General features: G+C 65.8%; 20 protein-coding genes and 1 pseudogene. 16 read left to right on the top strand and 5 right to left on the bottom strand.

The features are described from left to right. Nucleotides 1–140: 140 nt before the first annotated feature. On the top strand, nucleotides 141–980 hold the full coding sequence (locus KIT53_RS12655) for an IclR family transcriptional regulator (RefSeq protein ID WP_297752919.1): 840 nt from the start codon (nucleotides 141–143) through the stop codon (nucleotides 978–980). Then, on the top strand, nucleotides 977–1,879 hold the full coding sequence (locus tag KIT53_RS12650) for an SMP-30/gluconolactonase/LRE family protein (RefSeq protein ID WP_297752917.1): 903 nt from the start codon (nucleotides 977–979) through the stop codon (nucleotides 1,877–1,879). The genes KIT53_RS12655 and KIT53_RS12650 overlap by 4 nt, the downstream gene beginning before the upstream one ends. Here the strand turns inward: KIT53_RS12650 and KIT53_RS12645 are convergent. Beyond that, nucleotides 1,876–2,511, bottom strand: coding sequence for a Smr/MutS family protein (locus KIT53_RS12645; RefSeq protein ID WP_297752915.1), 636 nt, complete (start codon nucleotides 2,509–2,511; stop codon nucleotides 1,876–1,878). The genes KIT53_RS12650 and KIT53_RS12645 overlap by 4 nt on opposite strands. A 44-nt stretch (nucleotides 2,512–2,555) precedes the next feature. After that, on the bottom strand, nucleotides 2,556–3,248 hold the full coding sequence (gene radC / locus KIT53_RS12640) for a DNA repair protein RadC (RefSeq protein ID WP_297752913.1): 693 nt from the start codon (nucleotides 3,246–3,248) through the stop codon (nucleotides 2,556–2,558). A gap of 63 nt (nucleotides 3,249–3,311) precedes the next feature. Here radC and KIT53_RS12635 point away from each other — a divergent pair, with 63 nt between their 5' ends. The 4 genes from KIT53_RS12635 to katG all read left to right on the top strand — a co-directional run bounded on the left by KIT53_RS12635 (nucleotide 3,312) and on the right by katG (nucleotide 8,443). Then, nucleotides 3,312–3,758, top strand: a complete 447-nt coding sequence (locus KIT53_RS12635) for an FKBP-type peptidyl-prolyl cis-trans isomerase (protein WP_297752911.1) — start codon at nucleotides 3,312–3,314, stop codon at nucleotides 3,756–3,758. Nucleotide 3,759: 1 nt separating this feature from the next. Continuing rightward, on the top strand, nucleotides 3,760–4,731 hold the full coding sequence (ispH, locus tag KIT53_RS12630) for a 4-hydroxy-3-methylbut-2-enyl diphosphate reductase (RefSeq protein WP_297752909.1): 972 nt from the start codon (nucleotides 3,760–3,762) through the stop codon (nucleotides 4,729–4,731). A 36-nt stretch (nucleotides 4,732–4,767) separates the two neighbouring features. Continuing rightward, nucleotides 4,768–6,075, top strand: a complete 1,308-nt coding sequence (gene serS / locus KIT53_RS12625; RefSeq protein WP_297752907.1) for a serine--tRNA ligase — start codon at nucleotides 4,768–4,770, stop codon at nucleotides 6,073–6,075. 154 nt (nucleotides 6,076–6,229) lie between these two features. Beyond that, nucleotides 6,230–8,443, top strand: a complete 2,214-nt coding sequence (gene katG / locus KIT53_RS12620; protein ID WP_297752905.1) for a catalase/peroxidase HPI — start codon at nucleotides 6,230–6,232, stop codon at nucleotides 8,441–8,443. Nucleotides 8,444–8,507: 64 nt separating this feature from the next. Here katG and KIT53_RS12615 read toward each other — a convergent pair whose 3' ends face one another. From KIT53_RS12615 to KIT53_RS12605, 3 genes are read right to left on the bottom strand one after another with little or no spacing between them, the layout of a single operon-like run. Continuing rightward, on the bottom strand, nucleotides 8,508–9,377 hold the full coding sequence (locus KIT53_RS12615; protein ID WP_297752903.1) for an aldolase/citrate lyase family protein: 870 nt from the start codon (nucleotides 9,375–9,377) through the stop codon (nucleotides 8,508–8,510). Beyond that, nucleotides 9,374–10,609, bottom strand: coding sequence for a CoA transferase (locus KIT53_RS12610; RefSeq protein WP_297752901.1), 1,236 nt, complete (start codon nucleotides 10,607–10,609; stop codon nucleotides 9,374–9,376). Before KIT53_RS12610 ends, KIT53_RS12615 begins: the two co-directional genes overlap by 4 nt. Then, entirely contained in the window at nucleotides 10,602–11,981 is a 1,380-nt protein-coding gene (locus tag KIT53_RS12605; protein ID WP_297752899.1) for an amidase, read from the bottom strand. The genes KIT53_RS12610 and KIT53_RS12605 overlap by 8 nt, the downstream gene beginning before the upstream one ends. Nucleotides 11,982–12,132: 151 nt before the next feature. Here KIT53_RS12605 and KIT53_RS12600 point away from each other — a divergent pair, with 151 nt between their 5' ends. The 10 genes and pseudogenes from KIT53_RS12600 to KIT53_RS12555 all read left to right on the top strand — a co-directional run. Beyond that, nucleotides 12,133–12,957, top strand: a complete 825-nt coding sequence (locus tag KIT53_RS12600) for an IclR family transcriptional regulator (RefSeq protein WP_297752897.1) — start codon at nucleotides 12,133–12,135, stop codon at nucleotides 12,955–12,957. Continuing rightward, a complete protein-coding gene (locus KIT53_RS12595) occupies nucleotides 12,954–13,646 on the top strand; it encodes an aldolase/citrate lyase family protein (protein WP_297752895.1) in 693 nt (230 codons plus the stop codon). The genes KIT53_RS12600 and KIT53_RS12595 overlap by 4 nt, the downstream gene beginning before the upstream one ends. 28 nt (nucleotides 13,647–13,674) lie before the next feature. Continuing rightward, nucleotides 13,675–14,499 carry a class II aldolase/adducin family protein gene (locus KIT53_RS12590; protein ID WP_297752893.1) on the top strand — a complete coding sequence of 275 codons (825 nt, stop codon included), beginning with the start codon at nucleotides 13,675–13,677 and terminating at the stop codon, nucleotides 14,497–14,499. A gap of 48 nt (nucleotides 14,500–14,547) precedes the next feature. Then, nucleotides 14,548–15,624, top strand: a complete 1,077-nt coding sequence (gene dctP, locus KIT53_RS12585; protein WP_297752891.1) for a TRAP transporter substrate-binding protein DctP — start codon at nucleotides 14,548–14,550, stop codon at nucleotides 15,622–15,624. Nucleotides 15,625–15,682: 58 nt separating this feature from the next. Then, nucleotides 15,683–16,225, top strand: coding sequence for a TRAP transporter small permease (locus KIT53_RS12580; RefSeq protein ID WP_297752890.1), 543 nt, complete (start codon nucleotides 15,683–15,685; stop codon nucleotides 16,223–16,225). Next, nucleotides 16,222–17,514 carry a TRAP transporter large permease gene (locus tag KIT53_RS12575; RefSeq protein WP_297752888.1) on the top strand — a complete coding sequence of 431 codons (1,293 nt, stop codon included), beginning with the start codon at nucleotides 16,222–16,224 and terminating at the stop codon, nucleotides 17,512–17,514. The genes KIT53_RS12580 and KIT53_RS12575 overlap by 4 nt, the downstream gene beginning before the upstream one ends. Next, on the top strand, nucleotides 17,514–18,914 hold the full coding sequence (locus KIT53_RS12570; RefSeq protein WP_297752886.1) for an amidase: 1,401 nt from the start codon (nucleotides 17,514–17,516) through the stop codon (nucleotides 18,912–18,914). The genes KIT53_RS12575 and KIT53_RS12570 overlap by 1 nt, the downstream gene beginning before the upstream one ends. 8 nt (nucleotides 18,915–18,922) lie before the next feature. Next, nucleotides 18,923–20,683 (top strand): thiamine pyrophosphate-binding protein, encoded by a 1,761-nt coding sequence (locus KIT53_RS12565; protein WP_297752883.1) that lies wholly within the window; start codon nucleotides 18,923–18,925, stop codon nucleotides 20,681–20,683. Then, on the top strand, nucleotides 20,676–21,599 hold the full coding sequence (locus KIT53_RS12560) for an NAD(P)-dependent oxidoreductase (protein ID WP_297752881.1): 924 nt from the start codon (nucleotides 20,676–20,678) through the stop codon (nucleotides 21,597–21,599). The genes KIT53_RS12565 and KIT53_RS12560 overlap by 8 nt, the downstream gene beginning before the upstream one ends. 91 nt (nucleotides 21,600–21,690) lie before the next feature. Further along, nucleotides 21,691–21,978: pseudogene (locus tag KIT53_RS12555) on the top strand (IS3 family transposase); the annotation flags it as partial. Between the last annotated feature and the right edge of the window lie 15 nt (nucleotides 21,979–21,993).

Below are 21,993 nucleotides of genomic sequence, written 5' to 3'. Positions count from 1 at the left end.
GCCTGCAAACCTTTCTTGTCTTCGTGAAAGGTGGCCTGCGTGGCCACCTGGATTCGGGGCCGCCATGCTGCCACAAAGTTGAAAGGCTTTCAACAAAACGATAACATTCAAAAATTGAAAGCCCTACGACCTGGAGCAGCATGAGCGGCGCCCTCGAAAAATCCCTGGCCATCCTGGAGTACCTGACGGAATTTCCCGATGGGGTCAGCCTGGCCCAGATCTCCACCGACCTCAACCAGTTGCGCAGCGGTTGCCACCGCACCCTCCAGGAGCTGATCAAGTACGGCTATGTGCGGCAGTTGCCTGTGCGCGGCGAGTACGCGCTGACCACCAAGATGGCGTCCATGGGCTTGAGCTTTCTCAGCAAGTCCGGCGTGGTGGACATCGCGCAGCCGGTGATCAACCGCCTGGCGGTACACACCGAGGAACTGGTGCGCCTTGCGGTGGTGGATGGTGAGCGCCTCACGCTCATGGCCAAGGCGCAGGGCGCCAAGTCCGGGTTGCTCTACGACCCCGACACCGGGGTGGACCTGCGACTGTCCTGCAGCGCGGCCGGACATGCCTGGCTCATGACCCTGCCCGAAGACGTGGCCATCGAGTACGTGACCCGCCAGGGGCTGGGCAGCCCCAAGGACTACGGCCCCAATGCGCCCACCAGCGTGCGTGCGCTGCTCAAGATGCTGGACGAGCACCGCAAGCGCGGGTTCAGCGTCATCCAGGACACCTACGCGGTGGGCATGAGTTCCATGGCTGCGCCCGTGCGCCGCGGTGACGAACCCACCACGGGTGTGCTGGTGATCGCGGGTCCCACGCTGCGCCTGAGCCACAAGCGCATGCTGCAGTTGGGTCCCGCCCTGCTGCGTGCGGCGGAGGAACTGGCGCTGGCATCGAACGCCTCGCCACTGTTGAAGGCCGCCAACGTCGGGACCTGGGGCAACGTGGCCGACCGGCCCGCGGGCAGCCGTGGAGCGCGCCGATGAGCCGGCCGGACGATGTGCGCTGCGTCCTGCCGGGGCAGGACATCCTTGGCGAGACGCCGCTGTGGTGCGGACAGACCCAGTCGCTGCTCTGGCTGGACATCGACGGCGGCCGGCTTCAGCGGTGGCATCCCGCTTCCGGCCGGCACGACGTCTTCACCTTCGATGCCCGCTACGTGGGCTCGCTCGCCCTGACGTCCGACCCCGGGCGCGTGCTTGTCGCGTTGGACCTGGGCCTGCATGTATTCGACATGGGCAGCGGCGCGCTGCACCTGCTCTGCCAGGTGGAACCGGCCGAGGTGGACAACCGCCTCAACGATGGGCGCTGCGATGCGGCGGGGCGTTTCTGGGTCGGCACCATGGACAACCAGCTCCACCGTCCCAACGGCGCCTTCTACCGGGTGGACCCAGACGGCCGGGTCCAACGCCTGCTGCAGGACGTGATCGTCTCCAACACCATCGCCATCTCGCCCGCGCAGGACCGGCTGTATTTCTCCGATACGCGGCGCTACCAGACCTGGCAGTTCGACCTCGATCCGGCAAGCGGCAACTTGTCCAACCAGCGCATGTTCGTGGACCACCGGGCGGCTCAGGACCGGCCTGATGGCGCCTGCGTGGACGCGCAAGGCCATGTGTGGAATGCGATCTTCGCTGGCGGGCGCGTGGTGCGGTTCACGCCCTCGGGTGCCGTGGACCGCGTGATCGAACTGCCGGTGAGCAACCCCACTTGCGTCTGCTTGGGTGGCCCTGACCTGCGCACGCTCTACATCACGACCGCCCGCAAGTTCCTCAGCCGCACCCAGTTGCGCGCCGAGCCCCTGGCCGGCGGCGTGCTCGCGGTGGATGTCGATGTGCCGGGTCTGCCCGAGCACCGCTTTCCGGTTCATCCGGTTCGGGCTTAGCCCGGTTGCAGCAGCACCACCAGCGCTCCGGCGCCGCCCTCGGCGGGCCGGGCCTGCACGAAGGCCATCACTTCCTTTTTCTGCACCAGCCAGCGCAGCACACGCTGCTTGAGCACCGGGGTGCGCCCGGGCGAGCCCAGGCCCTTGCCGTGCACCACACGCACGCAGCGCAGCCCGGCCTGATGCGCCTCGCGGATGAAACGGCCCAGTGCCTCGCGGGCCTCGTCGGTGCGAAGGCCATGCAGGTCCACCTGACGCTGAATGCTCCAACTGCCCTCGCGCAGCTTGCGCACGATCGCCGGCCCCAGGCCCGGTCGGCGGAAGCTCAGCAGCTCATCGGTGTGCAAGAGCGTCTCGACGTCGAATTCGTCCGAAAGCGCTTCTTGCATTACCGCGGCCTCGTCGCGCTGGCGCTGCACGGGCAGGGGCGGGACAGGCCGGCGGTAGGGTTCGATACGGTTGCGCCCGGGGAGCGCGCGCACCGGCCCGACGCTGCGCTGGAAAAGCTGCTGCTCCGCCTCTTTTTGTGCCTGCGCCTGGCGCAGCAGGTCGCGTTGCACGGCCTCGGCGGCCGCCCGGTCGGCCAGGGCGCGCCGGATGGCTTGGAGGTCGGCCAGCGAACGGACTTTCATGGTGGGATTGTCGCCCGTGGCCGGCGACCTCCCGACCTGAAAGGTCACACCAGCCCCATCTCCGCCATCGACGCCGCACGTTCGCTGGTGACGATGAAATGGTCCAGCACGCGCACATCCACCAAAGCCAGGGCCGCCTTGAGAGTCTGCGTGATGGCCTCGTCCGCGCGCGAGGGGCGGGCCACGCCGCTGGGGTGGTTGTGGGCCAGCACCACGGCGGCGCTGTGGTGGTGCAGGGCGCGCAGAACGACCTCGCGCGGGTATACGCTGGTCTGCGTGAGGGTGCCCCGGAAGAGTTCCTCCAGAGCGATCAGCCGGTTCTGGTTGTCCAGGAACATGACCGCGAACACCTCGTGCGCACGGGCCCCCAGCTGCAATTGCAGGTAGTCGCGCACGGCCTGCGGGCTGTCGAAGACCGGGTTTTCGCGCAGGCGGTGGGCCAGCGCGCGGCGGGCCAGTTCGAGCACCGCCACCACCTCCGCCCGCTTGGCCGGACCCAGGCCCTTGATCTGGCGCAGCGCTTCCGCGCCGGTGTGCAGCAGCCCAGCCATGCCGCCAAAGCGGTCCAGCAGTTCCTGGGCAAGCTGAATCACGTGTTTGCCCTGGATGCCGGTGCGCAACAGCAGCGCCAGCAGCTCGGCGTCGCTGAGGGCGGATGGCCCGCGCGCCAGCAGTTTCTCGCGCGGACGTGTGTCGCTGGGCAGGCTCTTGAGCCCGGTGGCATGAAGGCCTTCCATCGCTTGTTCTCCCTGGTTGAGCCCGCTTTTTACAATAGGGCCTTTGCCACTACCCCCCCACCCATGCCCCACGTCCAAGAAGGCTCCTTCCTTACCCTGCACTACCGGATGTCCGGACCCCAGGGGCAGGTGATCATCGACACCTTCGATGGCCAGCCGGCCACGCTCAGCCTGGGCATGGGGGAGCTGTCGCCCGCCATCGAGCAGCGCCTGCTGGGGCTGGAGGAGGGCGCGCGCACCGTGATCGAACTGGCCGCGGGCGAGGCCTTTGGTGAACGCCAACCCGATATGGTCCAGTGGGTGGCGCGCAAGCTGCTGAACGAGTTGGGCGATCCGCACGAGCGGTACGCGGTCGGCGACGTGGTGCAATTCCCCACCCCTGATGGCATGGGCACCTACGCGGGCGCGGCGCTGCAGGTGCGCGAGGATGGCGCGGTGCTCTTCGACTTCAACCACCCGCTGGCGGGCCAGCCGGTGCGGTTCGAGGTTCAACTGATCGGAGTGCTGTGACATGGCCGATGCCCAGGAAATCCTGCTGGCCGAACCGCGCGGGTTCTGCGCCGGCGTCGATCGCGCGATCGAGATCGTGGAGCGTGCGCTGGCCAAGTTCGGCCGGCCGATCTACGTGCGCCACGAGATCGTGCACAACACCTATGTGGTCAACGAACTCAAGTCCAAGGGCGCGATCTTCATCGAAGATCTCGCCGAAGTGCCGCCCGGCGCCACGCTGGTGTTTTCCGCCCATGGCGTGAGCAAGGCGGTGGAGCAGGAGGCGCGCGATCGCGGCTTCCATGTGTTCGACGCGACCTGCCCGCTGGTGACCAAGGTGCACGTGGAGGTGGCCAAGCTGCACCGCGAAGGTTATGAGTTCATCATGATCGGCCACAAGGGCCACCCCGAGGTCGAGGGCACCATGGGTCAGCTCGACAGCGGTATCCACCTGGTGGAGGACGTGGAGGATGTGGCGCGCATCTCGCCCCTGCAGACCCAACTGTTGGCCGTGGTCACGCAGACCACGCTGTCGGTGGACGACGCGGCGCAGATCCTGACTGCGGTCAAGGCGCGTTTTCCGCAGGTGCGCGAGCCCAAGCAACAGGACATCTGCTATGCCACGCAGAACCGCCAGGACGCGGTGAAGATGCTCAGCCCGCAGGTGGACGTGGTGATCGTGGTGGGCAGTCCCACCAGTTCGAACAGCAACCGTCTGCGCGAGGTGGCGCTCAAGCTGGGCACGGCGAGCCACATGGTCGACAACGCCGACGAGCTGCGGCCTGAATGGTTCGAGGGCAAGCGCCGGGTGGGCCTGACCGCCGGCGCGTCCGCACCGGAGATCCTCGTGCGTCAGGTGATCGAACGCATCAAGTCCCTGGGCGCGATCTCGGTGCGCACCATGGACGGACTCACCGAGACCGTCAAGTTTCCCTTGCCCAAAGGCCTCAAGACCGACACCGAAGGCCAGGCGCCGCTGCCGCACCTGCGCTGAAGCCGGGCCTGCGAGGCCCAAAACTACAATCTCCGCATGCTAGACATCGTTCAACTGAGAAAAGACCTCGACGCGGTCGTCGCGCGGCTCGAAACGCGCAGACAGCCGCAGCCCTACCTGGATGTGCCGGCGTTCCGGGCGCTCGAAACCGAACGCAAGGCGTTGCAGACCCGTACCGAGGAACTGCAGGCCCAGCGCAATGCGCTCTCCAAGCAGATCGGACAGCTCAAGGCCAAGGGGGAAAACGCCGACGCCGTGATGGCCCAGGTGGCCGCGTCCAAAGCCGAACTCGAGGCCTCGGCGGCGCGGCTGGACGTGATCCAGTCCGAACTGCAGGGCCTGCTGATGGCGGTGCCCAACCTGCCGCATGACAGCGTGCCGGTCGGTGGCGACGAATCGGCCAATGTGGAGGTGCGCCGCTGGGGCACGCCACGCACCTTTGATTTCGAGGTGCGCGACCATGTGGACGTCGGCGCGCCGCTGGGGCTGGACTTCGAGACCGGCGCGCTGCTGTCGGGCTCGCGCTTCACCTTCATGCGCGGTCCCATCGCCCGGCTTCACCGCGCGCTCGCCCAGTTCATGCTGGACGTGCAGACGCAGGAGCACGGGTACACCGAGTGCTACACGCCCTACATCGTCAACCGCGAAGTGCTGGAGGGCACCGGCCAGTTGCCCAAGTTCAAGGAAGACATGTTCTGGGTCACCCGGGGCAAGGGCGCGGGCGACGAGGCCGCCGCCGAGCAGTACCTGATCTCCACCTCGGAGATCTCGCTCACCAACACCGTGCGCGAACGCGTGCTGGCCGAGGCCGACCTGCCGATCCGCCTCACGGCCCACAGCCCCTGCTTCCGTTCCGAGGCGGGCAGCGCCGGGCGCGACACGCGCGGCATGATCCGCCAGCACCAGTTCGACAAGGTCGAGATGGTGCAGGTCACCCACCCCGAGAAGAGCTACGAAGCGCTGGAGCAGATGGTGGGCCATGCGGAAGCCATCCTGCAGAAGCTGGGGCTGCCTTACCGCGTGATCACGCTGTGCACCGGCGACATGGGGTTTGGCGCCGCCAAGACCTACGATCTCGAGGTCTGGGTGCCGGCTCAGAACACCTACCGGGAAATCTCCAGTTGCTCCAACTGCGAAGCCTTCCAGGCGCGGCGCATGCAGGCGCGTTTCAAGAATGCACAAGGCAAGAACGAGTTCGTGCACACGCTCAACGGCTCCGGCCTGGCGGTGGGGCGCGCCCTGGTGGCGGTGCTGGAGAACTACCAGAACGCCGACGGCAGCGTGACCGTTCCCGAGGCGCTGCGCCCTTACCTGGGGGGAACGGAGCGCCTGGCACCCGCCTGAACGCCGCCGTCCATGGCCAAGGCCCCGCGCTGCGGGGCTTTTTTTCGTCCATGGCTTTTGTTCCTATAGCTTCAATCAATAAAAACTATCTTTCGATAGTCTTCATCAACTTAGACTGGAGGGCCTTCCCACACAAGACCAGGAGCCAGCAGCCATGACAACCGAAGCCAAGTGCCCCTTTGCCGCCGCCCACGGAGCCCGCGCCACCAACGGTGTGCGTTCCAACCAGGACTGGTGGCCCAACCAGCTCAACCTCAAGATCCTGCACCAGCACACGGCAAAGTCCAATCCCATGGGCGCCGAGTTCAACTACGCCGAGGCATTCAAGAAGCTCGACCTCGCCGCGGTGAAAAAAGACCTGGTGGCGTTGATGACCGACTCGCAGGACTGGTGGCCGGCCGACTGGGGCCACTACGGCGGCCTGTTCATCCGCATGGCCTGGCACAGCGCAGGCACCTACCGCGTGGCCGACGGCCGCGGGGGTGCAGGCACCGGCAACCAGCGTTTCGCACCGCTCAACAGCTGGCCCGACAACGGCAACCTGGACAAGGCGCGCCGCCTGCTCTGGCCGATCAAGAAGAAGTACGGCCGCCAGCTTTCCTGGGCGGATCTGATGATCCTCGCCGGCAATTGCGCACTGGAGTCCATGGGCTTCAAGACCTTCGGCTTCGGTGGCGGGCGCGAAGACATCTGGTCGCCCGAGGAAGACATCTACTGGGGCGCCGAACAGAAATGGCTGGCCACCAGCGACCAGGCCAACAGCCGCTACTCGGGTGAGCGGCAACTGGAGAACCCGCTCGCTGCCGTGCAGATGGGCCTGATCTACGTGAACCCCGAGGGCCCGGATGGAAAGCCCGACCCCGTGGCCTCCGGCCGCGACGTGCGCGAAACCTTCGCCCGCATGGCCATGAACGATGAAGAGACCGTGGCCCTGGTGGCCGGTGGACACACCTTTGGCAAGGCCCACGGCGCCGGTGACCCGGCCCTGGTGGGCGCGGAGCCCGAGGCTGCTCCTATCGAGGAGCAAGGTCTGGGCTGGAAGAACCGGCTGGGCAGCGGCAAAGGCGTGGACACCACCACCAGCGGCATCGAAGGCGCCTGGAAGCCCAACCCCACGACCTGGGACAACGGCTACTTCGACATGCTCTTTGGCTACGAATGGGAACTGGTCAAGAGCCCGGCTGGCGCCCACCAGTGGCTGGCCAAGGACGTGCGGGACGAGCACATGATCCCCGACGCGCACGATCCGTCGAAGAAGCACCGCCCGATGATGACCACGGCCGACCTTTCGCTGCGCTTCGACCCCATCTACGAACCCATCGCACGCCGTTTCCACAAGGACCCCAAGGCCTTCGCCGACGCCTTCGCCCGGGCCTGGTTCAAGCTCACCCACCGCGACATGGGACCGCGCGCACGCTACCTGGGTCCGGATGTGCCGGCCGAGGAACTGGTCTGGCAGGACCCGGTGCCGGCGGTGGACCACGAACTGGTGAATGCGCAGGACATCGCGGCGCTCAAGGACCAAGTCCTGGCCAGTGGCCTGTCCACGGCCCAGCTCGTGTCCACGGCCTGGGCCTCGGCCTCCACCTTCCGCGGATCGGACATGCGCGGCGGCGCCAATGGTGCGCGCATTCGCCTCGCGCCGCAAAAGGACTGGGCCGTGAACCAGCCGGCCGAACTGGCCCAGGTGCTGCACAAGCTGGAGGACATCCAGAAGGCCTTCAACGCTGCGCAACCTGGCGGGCGCAAAAAAGTCTCGCTGGCCGACCTCATCGTGCTGGCGGGCACGGCCGCGGTGGAGGCTGCGGCGCGCAAGGCGGGCCACGACCTGAAGCTGCCCTTCGCGCCCGGCCGTACCGACGCCTCGCAGGCGCAGACCGACGTCGAGTCCTTTGCCGTGATGGAGCCCGCCGCCGATGGCTTCCGCAACTACCTGCGTGCGGGTGTCAAGGTGCCGGCCGAGGCCCTGTTGCTGGACCGCGCGCAACTGCTCACGCTCAGCGCGCCGGAGATGACGGTGCTCCTGGGTGGTCTGCGCGCCCTGAACGCCAACGTTGGCCAATCGCCGCACGGCGTGTTCACCGCCACCCCCGGCACGCTCACCAACGACTTCTTCGTGAACCTGCTGGACATGGGGGTGGAATGGCGACCCACCGCCACCGAAGGCGTGTACGAGGGGCGCGACCGCGCGTCGGGCAAGGTCCGCTGGACGGGAACGCGGGCCGACCTGGTGTTCGGCTCCAACTCGGAACTGCGGGCGATTGCAGAGGTGTATGCGTCGGACGATGCCAAGGGCAAGTTCGTGGAGGACTTTGCCCGGGCCTGGACCAAGGTGATGAACCTGGACCGATTCGATCTGGCTTCGTGACCGTGTCTGGCGGCGCTGCCCTACGGTGTGGGGCGTTTGTCCGCCCTGGACGCGATGCCCGGGTCTACGCCGTGGACCGCTCAGCGCGGCGCCGAGCCAGGTCCAGCAGGCGCCGCGCGCGATCGACGATCGGTTTGTCCAGCATGCGGCCTCGGTGCTGCACGGCACCCAGCCCCTGCTTCAAGGCTTGTTCAAAAGCCGCGACGATGGCCGCCGCCTCGTGGAGTTCCTGTGCGCTGGCGCCGAAGGCCTCGTTCAGGACGGGCACCTGTGTCGGGTGGATGGCCAGCGCGCCGGTGTAGCCAGCATACCGCGCGCTGCTCGCCATCTTGCCCAGCAGCGCGAGGTCGCCAAATTCGGCCAGGCTGCCGACCACGCCCCAGGCAGCGCGGCCATGGGCGCGTGCGGCCAGTGCCACCGCGTGCGCGGCGTACCACATCGATTCGATGGTCGGCACCACCCCCAGAGCGTTGGCGTAGTCCTCGCTGCCAAAGACCACGCCGATCACGGTCTCAGGGTCACAGGCAGTGAGTTCAGCGGCGCGCAGTACCGCAGGTGGCGTTTCCAGCAGCAGAACCAGGCCTGTGCCGGCCTTGCGCGTGCGCTCGGCCACCGCGTGCACTTGCGCGGGGTCTTCGGCCTTGGGCAGGAAGATGCCGGCCAGCGGTGTCGCCAGCGCGGCCTCCAGATCCTCTTGCAGCAGCGCTGGGTCGTTGTTGATTCGCACGAACACCGGAGCGCCTTGTGCGGTGATGCGTCGCACCACGTCGGGCAGCGCCTGGCGCGCTTCGCGCTTGGCGGTCGGAGCAATGGCGTCTTCCAGATCAACGATGATGGCGTCGGCACCGCGCTCATGGGCCTTGTCGATGAATCGCGCCGACAGAGCCGGTACGAAAAGCTGTGAGCGAAGAGAGAAGGCTTGTTCAAGGTTCATGAGGCAATGACTTTCCTGGCGATCAGGTCTTGCAGTTCGGATTCGCTCATTCCAGCGGCGCGCAACAGGGCCAGTGAGTGCTCGCCCAGGCGGGGAGCGGGCCGCGCCAGCCCGCCTGGCGTGGCCGACAGGCGCGGGACGACGGCGTGCATCGGCAGCGAGCCCACATCGGCATCCGGCGTGCGCACCAGGACGCCGCGTTCCACCACATGCGGGTCGGTCACGATCTGCCCGATGTGATAGACCGGGCTTACCGTCACCTCCCGCTCGCGGAAGAAGGCCAGGTTGTCCTCCAGCGTGCGCGCGCCCATGAAGGCGCCAATGACGGCATCCAACGCATCGACGTGGGCGAGGCGGTCCGCGTTCGTCCTGAAACGCGGGTCGTCGATGAGGTCCGCGCGATCGATGGCGCGCAACAGCCGCTCGGCCATGCCCTGCGTGGACGCCGACAGCGCCACCCAGCCACCGTCCTGAGTACGGTAGATGTTGCGCGGCGCGGTGATGGAAGTTCTGTTGCCTGTGCGGGCGGGCACCTGGCCGCTGACGTGATAGGCCGCGGCGTCAGGACCCATGATGGAGAGCAAGGGTTCCAGCAATGACAGGTCCACCACCTGACCGGCTCCGCCCTGTGTTTCCACCTCGCGCACCGCAGCGCATACCGCGAAGGCACCATACAGACCGGCCACCATGTCGGCCAGGGCCATGTTGGGCAGCATGGGCGGGGCTTCTGGTGCGCCGTTCTTGGCCGCGAACCCGGACATGGCCTCCACCAGGCTGCCGAAGCCGGGCTGCTGGTGGTATGGGCCGGTCTGTCCCCAGCCGGTCAGCCGCACGATGACCAACCTCGAATTCAGCGCCAGCAGGGTGTCGGGGGCGAAGCCCATTTTCTCCAGTGTGCCGGGGCGAAAACTCTCGATCAGTACCTGAGCCCCTGTCACCAGGGTGCGCAACACCGCTCGGCCCGCCTCGCTGCGCAGATCGACGGCCAGGCTCTTCTTGTTGCGCGCATAGACCTTCCACCAGACTTCCACGCCTTCGGGGTGCTGTGGTCCGCGCTCGCGCCACTGGCGCAGGCTGTCTCCCCCATCGGGGTCTTCCACCTTGATCACCTCGGCGCCGAAATCGGCGAGTTGCAGCGAGAGCATGTTGCCCGCGACGAGGCGCGAGAGGTCGAGCACGCGCAGTCCGCGCAGTGGCCCGAGGTGGGTGGGATCGAAGCCTACGTCAAGCATGGAGAATGGGCGCTGCACGCAGATGGTGGTCGGTGAGCATCTGGTAGGCGTGCCCCAGTTGCAGGATGGTGGGCTCATTGAACCAGCCCGCGGCCAGTTCCAGTGACATGGGCAGGCCTTGCTCGCTGACACCGCATGGCACCGCGAGGCTGGGAATGCCCGCGATGGGCCACGCGCAACTGAAGCGCGGGATGCGCCGGATCGCTTGCCCGAAATCCAACCCCTGTGAGGCCGGTGCCGTGGCCGGGGTGGTCGGCGACAGGATGGCGTCCACGTGCTGGAATACGCCACGCAGGCGGTGGCGCCAGATCTCCATCCAGCGCATGGCCTGCGCGTACTGTTCGCCGCTCACTTTCTCGCCCAGGCGCATGCGCATGAGTACATCGGCTCCGTAGTCGGCCTCGTGCTCGGCGATGCGGTCTCGATGCAGACGCATGGCGTCGGCCGGAATCATGGTGAAGGTGAGCATCTGTTGCGCGTTCTGCACATCACCCAGATCGATGTCCACCAGCTCCACGCCGAGCGAGCGGAACACTTCGATGGCGCGCTCCATGGCCGCGGCGATATCGGGATCAAGATCCTCGAAGAACCAGCGTCGCTGTATGCCCAGGCGCAAGCCACGCACTGGCTCGTTGAGCCGGGCCAGGAAATTGGGCACAGGTACATCGGCCGACATCGGGTCACTCGGGTCGTGCCCGGCGATGGACGCGAACACGCGTGCCACGTCGCTGACACGGCGCGCCAGTGGGCCCAGTGTATCGAATGGCGGGCTCACGGGCAGCGAACCGGTGGTAGAGATGCGCCCCACCGTGGGACGCAGGCCAGCCACGCCATTGAAAGACGCCGGCAGGCGGATGGAGCCGGCCGTGTCACTGCCGATGGAAGCGACGCACATGCCCGCCGCCACCGAAGCACCCGAACCACCACTGGAGCCTCCCGCGATGTGGTCGGTGTTCCACGGGTTGCGCACGGGGCCGAAGTGCAGGCTTTGGCTGGTGGGGCCAAACACCCATTCGTGCAGGTTGGCCTTGCCCACGATGACCGCGCCGTTGCGAACCAGGCGGTCAACCACGAACGCATTCTTGCGCGCGACGTTGTCACGCAGCAGAGATGACGCGGCGGTGGTGGGGACACCCGCCACGTCCACGTTGTCCTTCACGCTGACCGTCATGCCGTGCAGCAGGCCACGCCATTCGCCGGCTGCCGCAGCGCTGTCCAACGCCTCTGCAGCGTGCATGGCCTGCTCGCCGGTGGTGCAGATCATGGCGTTGACGATGGGGTTCAGGCGCTCGATGAGGTCCAGTGCCTGGCGTGTTTCCTGCACGGCACAGCCCAGGCGGGGAGGGACAGGGGTGTTTGCGGTGTTGGGCACGGGCGCTCCTTCGGTGGGGTGAACGGGTTTTTGGGTCTCGACCACTTTATCTCATTTAATGATGATGACATATCGTTAAATGGTATGTATAGTGCGGACCAACAGTTCGAATAAACTTTCATTTCATTTAATGAGATGAAAGGAAATCAAAATGCCCGTAGTCGCCGACATCGATCAAGACGCCGCCAGCACCCAGGCTTCGCTTACGCAGAGCCTGGACAGGGCCATTGGCCTGTTGGAGGATGTGGTGAATCAGGCCGCCCGCGGAGCTGCGCTGGGCGCGTTGGCCGAGCAATCCCAGTTGTCCAAGCCCACGGCGCATCGCTTGCTGAGCGGGCTGCGCAAGCTGGGGTTGGTGGACTACGACGAGAAGTCGCGCCTGTTCTTTCCCGGCCTCAAGCTCTACCGCATGGGCTTGGCTGCGGCTCCGCGCTTCGATCTGGTGCAACTCGCCCAGCCCGGCATGGCTTTGCTGGCCGAGGAAACCGGCGACACGGTCTATCTGTCCCTGCGTGCGGGTGACAGCGCCTTGTGCGTGGCACGCCAGACGGGGTCCTTCCCGATCCGCACACTGACGTTGGAGGTGGGCGACTACCGGCCACTCGGGTTGGGCGCGGGCAGCCTGGCCCTGTTGTCCGCGCTGCCCGACGAGGAGGTCGAGCAGGTGATTGCACGCAACCGCGAGAAGCTCGCGCCGCACGCCAATTTCGATCAGGTGAGCCTGCGCGCCATGGTGCGTCAGACACGTGAGCAGGGCCACTCCCTCAACGACGGGAAGATGCTGCCTGAAATGGCCGCCATCGGCGTCATCGTGCACGACGCATCCGGGCGCCCCGCCGCCGCGCTGTCCATCGCCACCATCGCGAGCCGCATGCAGCCTGAGCGGCGCGCGTCGATCGTGGCGCTGCTCATGCGTGAGGCGCGAGCGCTGGAGCAGGCGCTGGGTGTCACCACCCCGTCGGGAGCGCGCGAATGAAGGCCGCGCACCGATTCAAGCAGGCCTTGCGTGAAGACCGGCCGGTGGCCGTGATCAACGCGGACTACGCGAACGCGAGTCTGGTGGAGTTTCTTTCCCGGCCCGAGCTGGGGGTCGATGCGGTGATGCTCGATGCCGAGCAAGGCAGTCCAGACTTCGAGCGCATCGAGGACATGGCACGCGCAGCACGGCTGAGCGGCGTGTGCGTGCTGGTGCGTCTCTTTTCCCCGGAGGCCTGGGTGATAGAGCGCATGCTGTTGCGCGGCATCGACGGTGTGATCGTGCCTCGCCTGGACACGGCCGCGCAGGCGCGCGCCGCGCTGGACGTGCTGCGCTACTGCCACCCCCACAACGCAGACGACAAGGTGTTCGTGGTGCAGATTGAAAGCGCCGCCGCGCACGCTCATCTCGACGACTTTCTCGCCGTCGACGGCATCGACGCGCATTTCATCGGCCCGGTGGACCTGTCGCGCAGCATGGGACACCAGGGTGACTACGCGGTACCGGCTGTGCAGGCCGCGGTGGACGACATCCTGCAACGCACCCGCGCAGCGGGTCGAGCCGTAGGGACCATGGTCAAGCCTGGCGATGCCGAACAATGGATTGCGCGGGGTGCGCGCTTCCTCTATTTCCACGTGAACGACTGGCTGCGCATCGGGTCGCGGTCGTTCCCGATCGTGCGCAATTGACGCACTCTTTCTAACGAAGACCTCTCGCATGGACATGACGCCTCCTTCCGCCGACCGCAAGACATCGGTTTACCAGCCCTCCCAGAAGGGTCTGTACTTTCCGCGGCCTCCGGTCTTTCAGTCCATCGAAGAGGAGCGCGTGCACCGCAAGCAGCGCCTGGCCGCCGTGTGTCGCGTGTTTGCACGCTACCGCTACGAATACGGTTTTGCAGGTCACGTGACGGTGCGCGATCCGGAGTTTCCCGACCGCTTCTGGACCAACCCGTTCGCGATGGACTTCGGCCGAGTGCGCGTATCCGACCTGCTGCTGGTGGACCACGATGGCACCGTTCTCGAAGGAAACTGGGCCGTCAACCAGGCGGGTTTCGTGCTGCACTCGGCTATCCACAAGCACCACCCGCACGTACTGGCTTCGTGCCACATGCACACGGTCAACGGCATGGCCTGGGCCGCGCTGGGCCGTCCGCTGGACCCCATCACACAGACGGCGGCCGGCTTCTACAACGACCATGTGGTGATCACCGAACAGGCTGGCGCCGTGGTGGTGGAGCGTGAAGCGGGTCGGGCCGTCGCAGCCGCATTCGGCAACAACAAAGCCGTCATCCACCAGAACCACGGCTTGTTTACCGTGGGGCGCGAGAGTGTCGACGAGGCCGCTTGGTGGTTCATCGCGCTGGAGCGCGCCTGCGAGATCCAGCTCAAGGCCGAAGCCACCGGCCACCCGCTCAAGCTCATCACGCCCGAGGCCGCCGCGCATTCGTCGAAGCACTTGGCCACGCCGATGGCGGCCTGGTTGCACTTTCAGCCGATTTACGACGCGGTCGCGCGCAACGAGCCTGACCTGTTCGACTGATTTCTCCGTTTCACCCCTCCCGCAACCCTGACCTGGAAGAAGACCTGCATGAATACCTTCGGACGAATCTTCAAGGGCGCGCTGATTGCCGCCTGTGCCCTCACCGCGATCGGCGCTTCCGCGCAGCAATCGCGCAAGCTCACCTACGCGACTTTCTACGGCTCCAGCGAGTTCTATGAAATGTCGGCGAAATATTTCATGGAGGAGGTGACCAAACGGACCCAGGGCAAGATCACTTTCCAGCCCTACTACGGCGGTACTTTGCTCAAGACGGCCGAGATGAGCACCGGCCTGGCCAAAGGCGCAGCCGACGTCGGTGCTGCCGTGCCGGCGGCCTTCAACCCGCGTGAATTCCCCCTGACGGGCGTGGTCATGCCCTTCATCTCCGAGAACCCCATCGCGGTGACCTACGCTTTCAAAGAGCTGATGGACACCACGCCTGAGCTGCAGCAGGAGTACCAGCGCAACAACCAGAAGCTCTTGTGGGCGCTGGCCTCGGGTGAGAATTCGTTGTGGACGAACAAGCCGATCCGTACCGCCGCCGATCTCAAGGGTTCTCGCATCCGCGCCATCATCGGCGTGGCTGATGGCATCAAGGCCCTGGGCGGCACGCCCATCAGCATTCCCTGGGTGGAGGCGCTGGAGTTGGTGCAGCGTGGTGGTGCCGAGGGCGTGAGCGGAACGCCTTTCAACCAGGCGGTCATCACCAAGGTCTACGACATGGCGCCTTATGCGTCCAACGCGGGCCGCATGGGTGTGTACACGCCAGTGACCTGGTCCATCAACCTGGATACCTGGAAATCGCTGGATGCCGCGACGCAGAAGGTGATGGAAGAGGTGGCGGCCGAGGTGCCGGGCAAGTATTTCGCGGCCTACGAAGGCGAGATGAACAAGGCCGTGGAGCAGGCGCGCACCGCCAAAATGACCTATGTGCCGCTGGACGATGCCGAGGTCAAGCGCTGGCAGGACGTCGCCCGTCCCGAGGTGCAGAAGAAGTGGGCTGACATGGCGCGGCCGCGTTACAAGAACCCGCAGGAACTGGTCGACAAGTTCACCGTGCTGGTTCGCAAGTACGAAGCGAAACACCCCTACGAGACCGGTTTCGATCGTCTGAGCAAGAAGTAGATTCTTTTCCTTCATGACTCTCGCGCCCCAAAGGGCGCGAGAGCCCGGAGAACCTCACGTGTTTTCAACCCTCTCAGGCGCAATACGCCGCCTCAGCCTGGCCCTGGGCGCCATCGCCGGCGCGGGCACCGCGGTAATGATGCTCACCGTGGTCCCCGACCTGTTCTCCCGAAGCTTTCTGGGTGAAGCCGTATACGGCATGGCCGAGACGGGCATTTTCCTGCTGGTGCTCATTGTTTTCCTGGCGCTGGGCGCGGCCCAGGTGCGCAAGGAGCACTTCCACGTTGGCGTGCTGGAGACGCTCATCAGCCGCGATGCCGCGCGCTGGCTCTGGGCGCTGCGGTACGCGCTGTCGGGCCTGGTGTGTGGCGTGTTCACCTGGTACGCCGCGCGAGGTGCCATCGATTCCACCCGCAGCCTGGAGCAGTCTTACGCGGTGATCGAATACCCGATCTGGCCCGCCAAGATCGTCGTCGCCGTGGGACTTCTGCTGTTGACGGTGCAGTTTCTCATGGACCTGATCGACGCCTTGACGACGCCGCAATACCGACCCGATGGCGGCCATGAGGGCACGCCGGATCACACAGGCGAAGCGCTATGACCCCTCTGGAAATTGGTTACTTGATGGTGGCAGGCGTGATCCTGCTGCTGGCATTGGGTGTGCCCGTGGCACTGAGCCTGCTGGCCGTCGGGGCCTCCGGCCTGTTTGCCATCCGGGGTGTGCGTGGCACGGAATTCCTGCTGGAGAGCCTGCCCTACTCGAGCGTGGCCAACCTGGCGCTGATCGTGATCCCGCTGTTCATCCTGATGGGGCACTTCGCGTTCTCGGCTGGGCTCTCGGACAAGGCTTACAAGGCGGCCAAATCGTGGGTCGGGCACATCACCGGCGGTCTTCCCATTGCCACCGTGTTTGCTTGCGCGGGTTTTGCCACTGTGTGCGGATCGAGCGTGGCCACGGCCGCGACCATTTCCAAGGTGACTGTGCCGGAGATGCTGCGCGCCGGCTACAACCAGCGGCTGGCCGCCGGCCCGGTGGCCATTGCGGGGGCACTGGGCATCCTCATCCCGCCCAGTGGCATCCTGGTGATCTACTCCATCGCCACCAACGTCTCGGTGAGCGACCTGTTCATCGGGGCGCTGATTCCTGGTGTGCTCACGGCCATCGTGTACGCCTTTGGCATCTGGTTCATGGTTCGTCGCGACCCAGAGCTGGTGAAACGCACGCGTGTCCCCAAGGCCAGCTGGAACGAGCGCATTCGCTCCACCGCCGCGGCCTGGGAGGTGGTGGTGCTCTTCCTGGTGGTGATCGGCTGCATCTACACCGGTGTGGCCACTGCCACCGAGGCAGCGGGTATCGGGGCTGCACTGGCACTGGTGTTCGCGCTGTTTCGCAAGGGGCCGAAGGGATCCATCTGGAAGGGGCTGGTGGAAACCGGCTCCAGCACCGCATCCATTTTTCTGCTGATGATTGCCTCGGCCGTCTTCAGTGTGGCTCTGGGGACCACGCAACTGCCCACGCAGCTGGCCGAAGCGGTGACCGGCCTCAACCTGTCACCGGCCGTGCTGCTCCTGCTGCTCATCATTCCATACCTGATTCTGGGTTGTCTGATCGACGGCATTTCGATGATCTTCATCACCATGCCGGTTGTCTTCCCGATCATCGAGTCGGCAGGTATTCATCCGGTGCTGTTCGGTATCTTCGTGACCAAGCTGGTGGAGATCGGTGCGGTCACACCGCCGGTGGGCATCAACGTGTTCGTGGTGCAGGGGTCGGTGCCTGGCCTGAAGCTGGGCGAGATATTCCGAGGCGTGATTCCTTTCATCGTCATGGAATTGGGGCTGGTCGGCCTGATGATTGCCTTTCCGCAGATCGTGACAGGGGTGCTGTGATGAGCGACGTTTTGGGTCTGGGGGCTGGCGAACTGGGCCAGGCCTACCGCCGTGGCACGCTCTCGCCGGTGGAAGTCACGCGTGCCTACCTCGATCGGATCGCTGCGAGCAACGACCGCCTGCGCGCCTATGTAGAGGTGTACGCCGAGCCCGCGCTGGCGCAGGCGCGGGCCAGTGAACAGCGGCTGGCCAGCGGCCTGCCAACGGGCCTGTTGGAAGGGGTCCCGTTGGCTCTCAAGGACCTGCTGCATGTCGAAGGCCGCCGTACCACCGCGGGGTCCACCGTGTTCGCGGATCGGGCACCAAGCTCCGTCACCTCCACCGTGGCGTCGCGTCTGATGGGCGCGGGCGCTGTGGTGTTGGGCAAGGCCAACTTGGTCGAGTTCGCCTATGGGGGATGGGGCACCAACCAGGGCATGGGCTCGCCCGTCAACCCATGGGACCCGAGCGTCGAACGCTGCGTGGGTGGCTCCAGCAGTGGCTCTGGGGTGGCGGTGTCCGCTGGCCTCGCGGTAGGTGCCATCGGAACCGATACCGGTGGCTCGGTGCGCATTCCATCGGCCTTCTGCGGTCTCACGGGCCTGAAGACCACACAGGGCCGCGTCAGCAACCACGGCGTGGACTTGGTCAGCCACACCCTGGACACGGTCGGCCCCATGGCCTGGACGGCCGAAGATGCAGCCTTGTTGCTGCAGGCCATGCACGGTCCTGACCCGCATGACCCTGCCACGCTGCAACGCGCGCCCGAGGACTTTCTTTCTCGTTTGCGAGAACCCGTCGCTGGCCTGCGCATCAGTGTGGCGCCGGTGAACATCCTTGGCCATGTCGAGCCTGCGATCCAGCGTGCGGTCGATGATGCGGTGGGCGTTCTGATGTCGCTGGGCTGCTTGCGCCGCGATGAGGCCTTCTCCCACATCGATTTTGTCGCCGATCAGGTCGAGTCTGGCGTGATCATCTCCAGCGAGGCCTACGCGGAGCATGGCCATCTTCTGCAAGGCTCGCCGCCGCCCGGTGATGCTGCGGCGCGTGCCCGGCTGTTGAGCGGAGCGGCCATTGCTGCGCCGCGCTATGCCGCCGCTTTGCGTGAACGCCAGCGCCGCATCCGCGACTTTGCCCGGGTGTTTGAGCACACCGACCTGCTGGTATTGCCCACATTGCCTGTCACGGCAAGGCCACTGGCCACCATCGACGAGGCCGATCTTGCGCCCAGTCGCCTGACGCGCTTCGTCGGCTACTACGGTCTGAGTGCGCTGGCGCTGCCCTGCGGCCTTTCGCCGGAGGGATTGCCGATGTCCCTGCAACTGGTAGCTCCCGCTTTCCACGAGGCACGCCTGCTGCGCGCTGGCGTGGCCTTTCAGTCCGCCACGGCTTTCCACCGCGCGCGACCGTCATCCTTCTGAAGTACCTCATGTCCTCAACCATTGCCGAAACCAGCTCTCCATCCTCCACCCGCACCATGTCCGGTGGTGAGGCCATCGCCCGCATGATTCGCGCCTTTGGTGGCGGCCCCATGTTTGGCATGGGTGGGTTCCAGGTGTTGCCCCTCTATGAAGCCGCGCGCGAACTCGGCCTGTCGCATCACCTCATCCACGACGAACGCAACGCTGTCTTCGTGGCGGATGCCTACGCCAAGGTGAGTGGTCGCGTCGGCCTCGCAGACGCGACCGTAGGACCTGGCGCCACCAACATGCTCACCGCGCTGGCCGAAGCGCTCAACGCGGGATCACCCCTGGTTTGCGTGGTGGGTGACACACACCGCGACCATTCCTGGAAAAACATGACGCAGGAAAGCCGTCAGGTGGATGCGCTACGCCCCATGTGCAAGGAGTTGATCCGCGTCGAATCCATCCGCCGCATCCCCGAGTTGATGCGCCGAGCCTTCGCCGTGGCCACCACCGGCCGCCCCGGTCCGGTCGTGGTGGATGTCCCCGAGGACTTGATGCACGATACCTTTGAGTTCAGCGACAGCGATTTCGTGGTGAATCCCGCCTATGAAGCGGCTCCGGCGCTGCGTTCGCGACCCGACGGTGACTCGGTTGCGCGGGCGGCCGACCTGCTGGCCAACGCGAAGCAGCCCATCGTGCTGGCGGGAGGTGGCGTGCATCTGTCAGGGGCGGCACAGACGCTGACCGACTTCGCGCGCGCCACCAACATTCCTGTGGCCCACACTCTGACCGGCAAGGGTGCAATTCCCTGCGTCGATCCCCTGAGCGCGGGCCTGTTCGGCCGCTACGATCGCATTGCCAATGGCCTCATCGAGCAAAGCGACGTGGTGCTGGTGGTCGGCTGCAAGCTCGGTGAGATCGCCACCAAGCGCTACACCGTACCTGCACCCGGAAAGACCGTGATTCACCTGGACATCGTGGCCGAAGAGTTCGGCCGCACGCTGCAGCCCGAAGTGATGCTCTGGGGTGATGTCAAACTGGGCTTGCAAGACCTCATGGCAGCGCTGGGACCGCGCGTGGCCGGATTGAAGGCCCGGCTGCAGCCGCTGGCCGAGAGCGTGCCAGCGCGGATGTCGAAATGGCGTGAGGAAGTCTCGGGTCGTCTGTATTCCGATGAGAAGCCAATTTCCGTTGCGCGGTTGATTACAGAGATCAACAAGGTGCTGCCAGAAGACGGAATCCTGGTGGCCGACGGCGGTTTCGCTGCGCACTGGGCCGGTCTGCTGTTCGACACCAAGCGCGCAGGCCGAGGCTTCGTGCCCGATCGTGGCTTCGCATCCATCGGCTACGGATTGCCTGGTGCCATTGGCGCCGCGCTGGCCGCGCCCGGTCGCACCGTGCTGAGCCTTACCGGTGACAGTGGTTTCTGCATGGTCCTGGGCGATCTGGAAACCGCTGCACGCCTGAACCTCGACTTCACGGTGGTCGTGGTGAACAATGCCGCTTCCGGCTACGTGAAGGCCTTGCAGCACCTGGTCTACGGCGCGGGCAAGCACATCAGCGCAGATTTGAACGAGGTGGACTTTGCGAAGGTGGCACAAGCCTTCAACTGCACGGGTATCCGGGTGGAGGAACCCGGCCAGTTGGAAAGCGCCCTGCGCCAGGCGATGGCGACCAAGGGACCGGTGGTGGTCGATGTGGTGGTGACGCGCGATCCTGCGAAGATGCTTCCCGGGGTGGACAGTCGGGCCGCCGTGATCAAAAAGGGAGATCGAATTGCCTGAGTCGCACCCGGCGGACAGTGGCACAGAACCTGTTGAAGGCCGAACTGTCGGTGTGATCGGCCTGGGCATCATGGGTGGCGCGATGGCCGAACGCCTGCTCGACGCGGGCCACGTGGTGCGCGGGTTCGACATCGACGCCGCCGCTGTGGCCCGTTTCGGTGCCCGGGGTGGGTGGGCATGCGAAACACCCGCTGCCGCTGCCCGTGACACCGAGCTGCTGTTGCTCATGGTGCACAACGAACATCAGGTGGCACAAGTGCTCGAAGGCCCCACTGGCGCGTTGGCATCCATGGCGCCCGGTGGTGTGATCTGGCTGGGCAGCACGGTGTCTCCGTCCGTTGCCATCGACTTGGCGGCACGGTTGGCGGCACAGGGCATCGCCTTGATCGACGGACCGGTAAGCGGGGGCGCCACCGGTGCACAGACGGGGGATCTCGTGGCCATCTGCGGAGGCAGCCCCGAATCTTTGAGCCGGGCCGATTTCGCATTGCGCGTCTGTGCCCGCCACGTCTACCACGTGGGGCCTCCCGGGGCTGGTGCCAGCGTGAAGATGATCAACCAACTGCTGGTGGCGGCGCACTCCGTGCTCACGGCCGAAGCCATGGCCCTGGCGCGGCTTGCGGGTGTGGAGCCCAGGCAACTGATTGACGTGGTGTCGAACAGCGCGGGCCAATCGCGCATCTTCGACAAGCGCGCGCCGCGCATCGCCGATGGCGACGATACGGTGCATGTGAGCGTGGACACTCTGCGCAAAGACCTGTCCATTGTCATAGAGGCTTCCAACAGGCTCGGCCTCGATCCGAAGATCGCACGCGCCGTGCTCGCGGTACTGGACGGTGCAGCCCAGGCAGGGCGTGGAGGTCAAAGCGACACCACTTTGATTCAGGACTACCTGGGCCCCGTTTCGGTACCCTGACTGTCGAATACCCAACGGACAGGGTCCGGGATGGTGGCATGCCATTCTGGATGGACCTTCCAACAAGGCAGAAGCCTCGGTTTTCCTGAGTCCGCGCTACGGTTCCCGGCGCATCTGCATCTTCCTGCGCCGCCAGGGGCTGGAGCTGAGCTGGTCGCGCACGCACCGCATCTGGCGCCAGTCCAGCCCGCTATTGCCGAAGAAACGCCCCCGAAGGCGCATTGCCAGCAACCGACCCAGGGCCTACACACCCTTCAAAGCCAACGCCGTGTGGGCGTACGACTTCGTGTTCGACACCACCGCCGAAGGCCAGCAGATCAAGTGCCTGACCTTCATCGACGAATACACGCGCGAGTGCCTGGCGATCGACGTGGCCGGCGGAGAGAGAGACTGC

It is taken from the genome of Hydrogenophaga sp. (assembly GCF_026125785.1).
Taxonomy (GTDB): domain Bacteria; phylum Pseudomonadota; class Gammaproteobacteria; order Burkholderiales; family Burkholderiaceae_C; genus Hydrogenophaga.
Note: the sequence above shows the minus strand (reverse complement) of the source record. Positions and strands in the feature narration are given on the sequence as shown.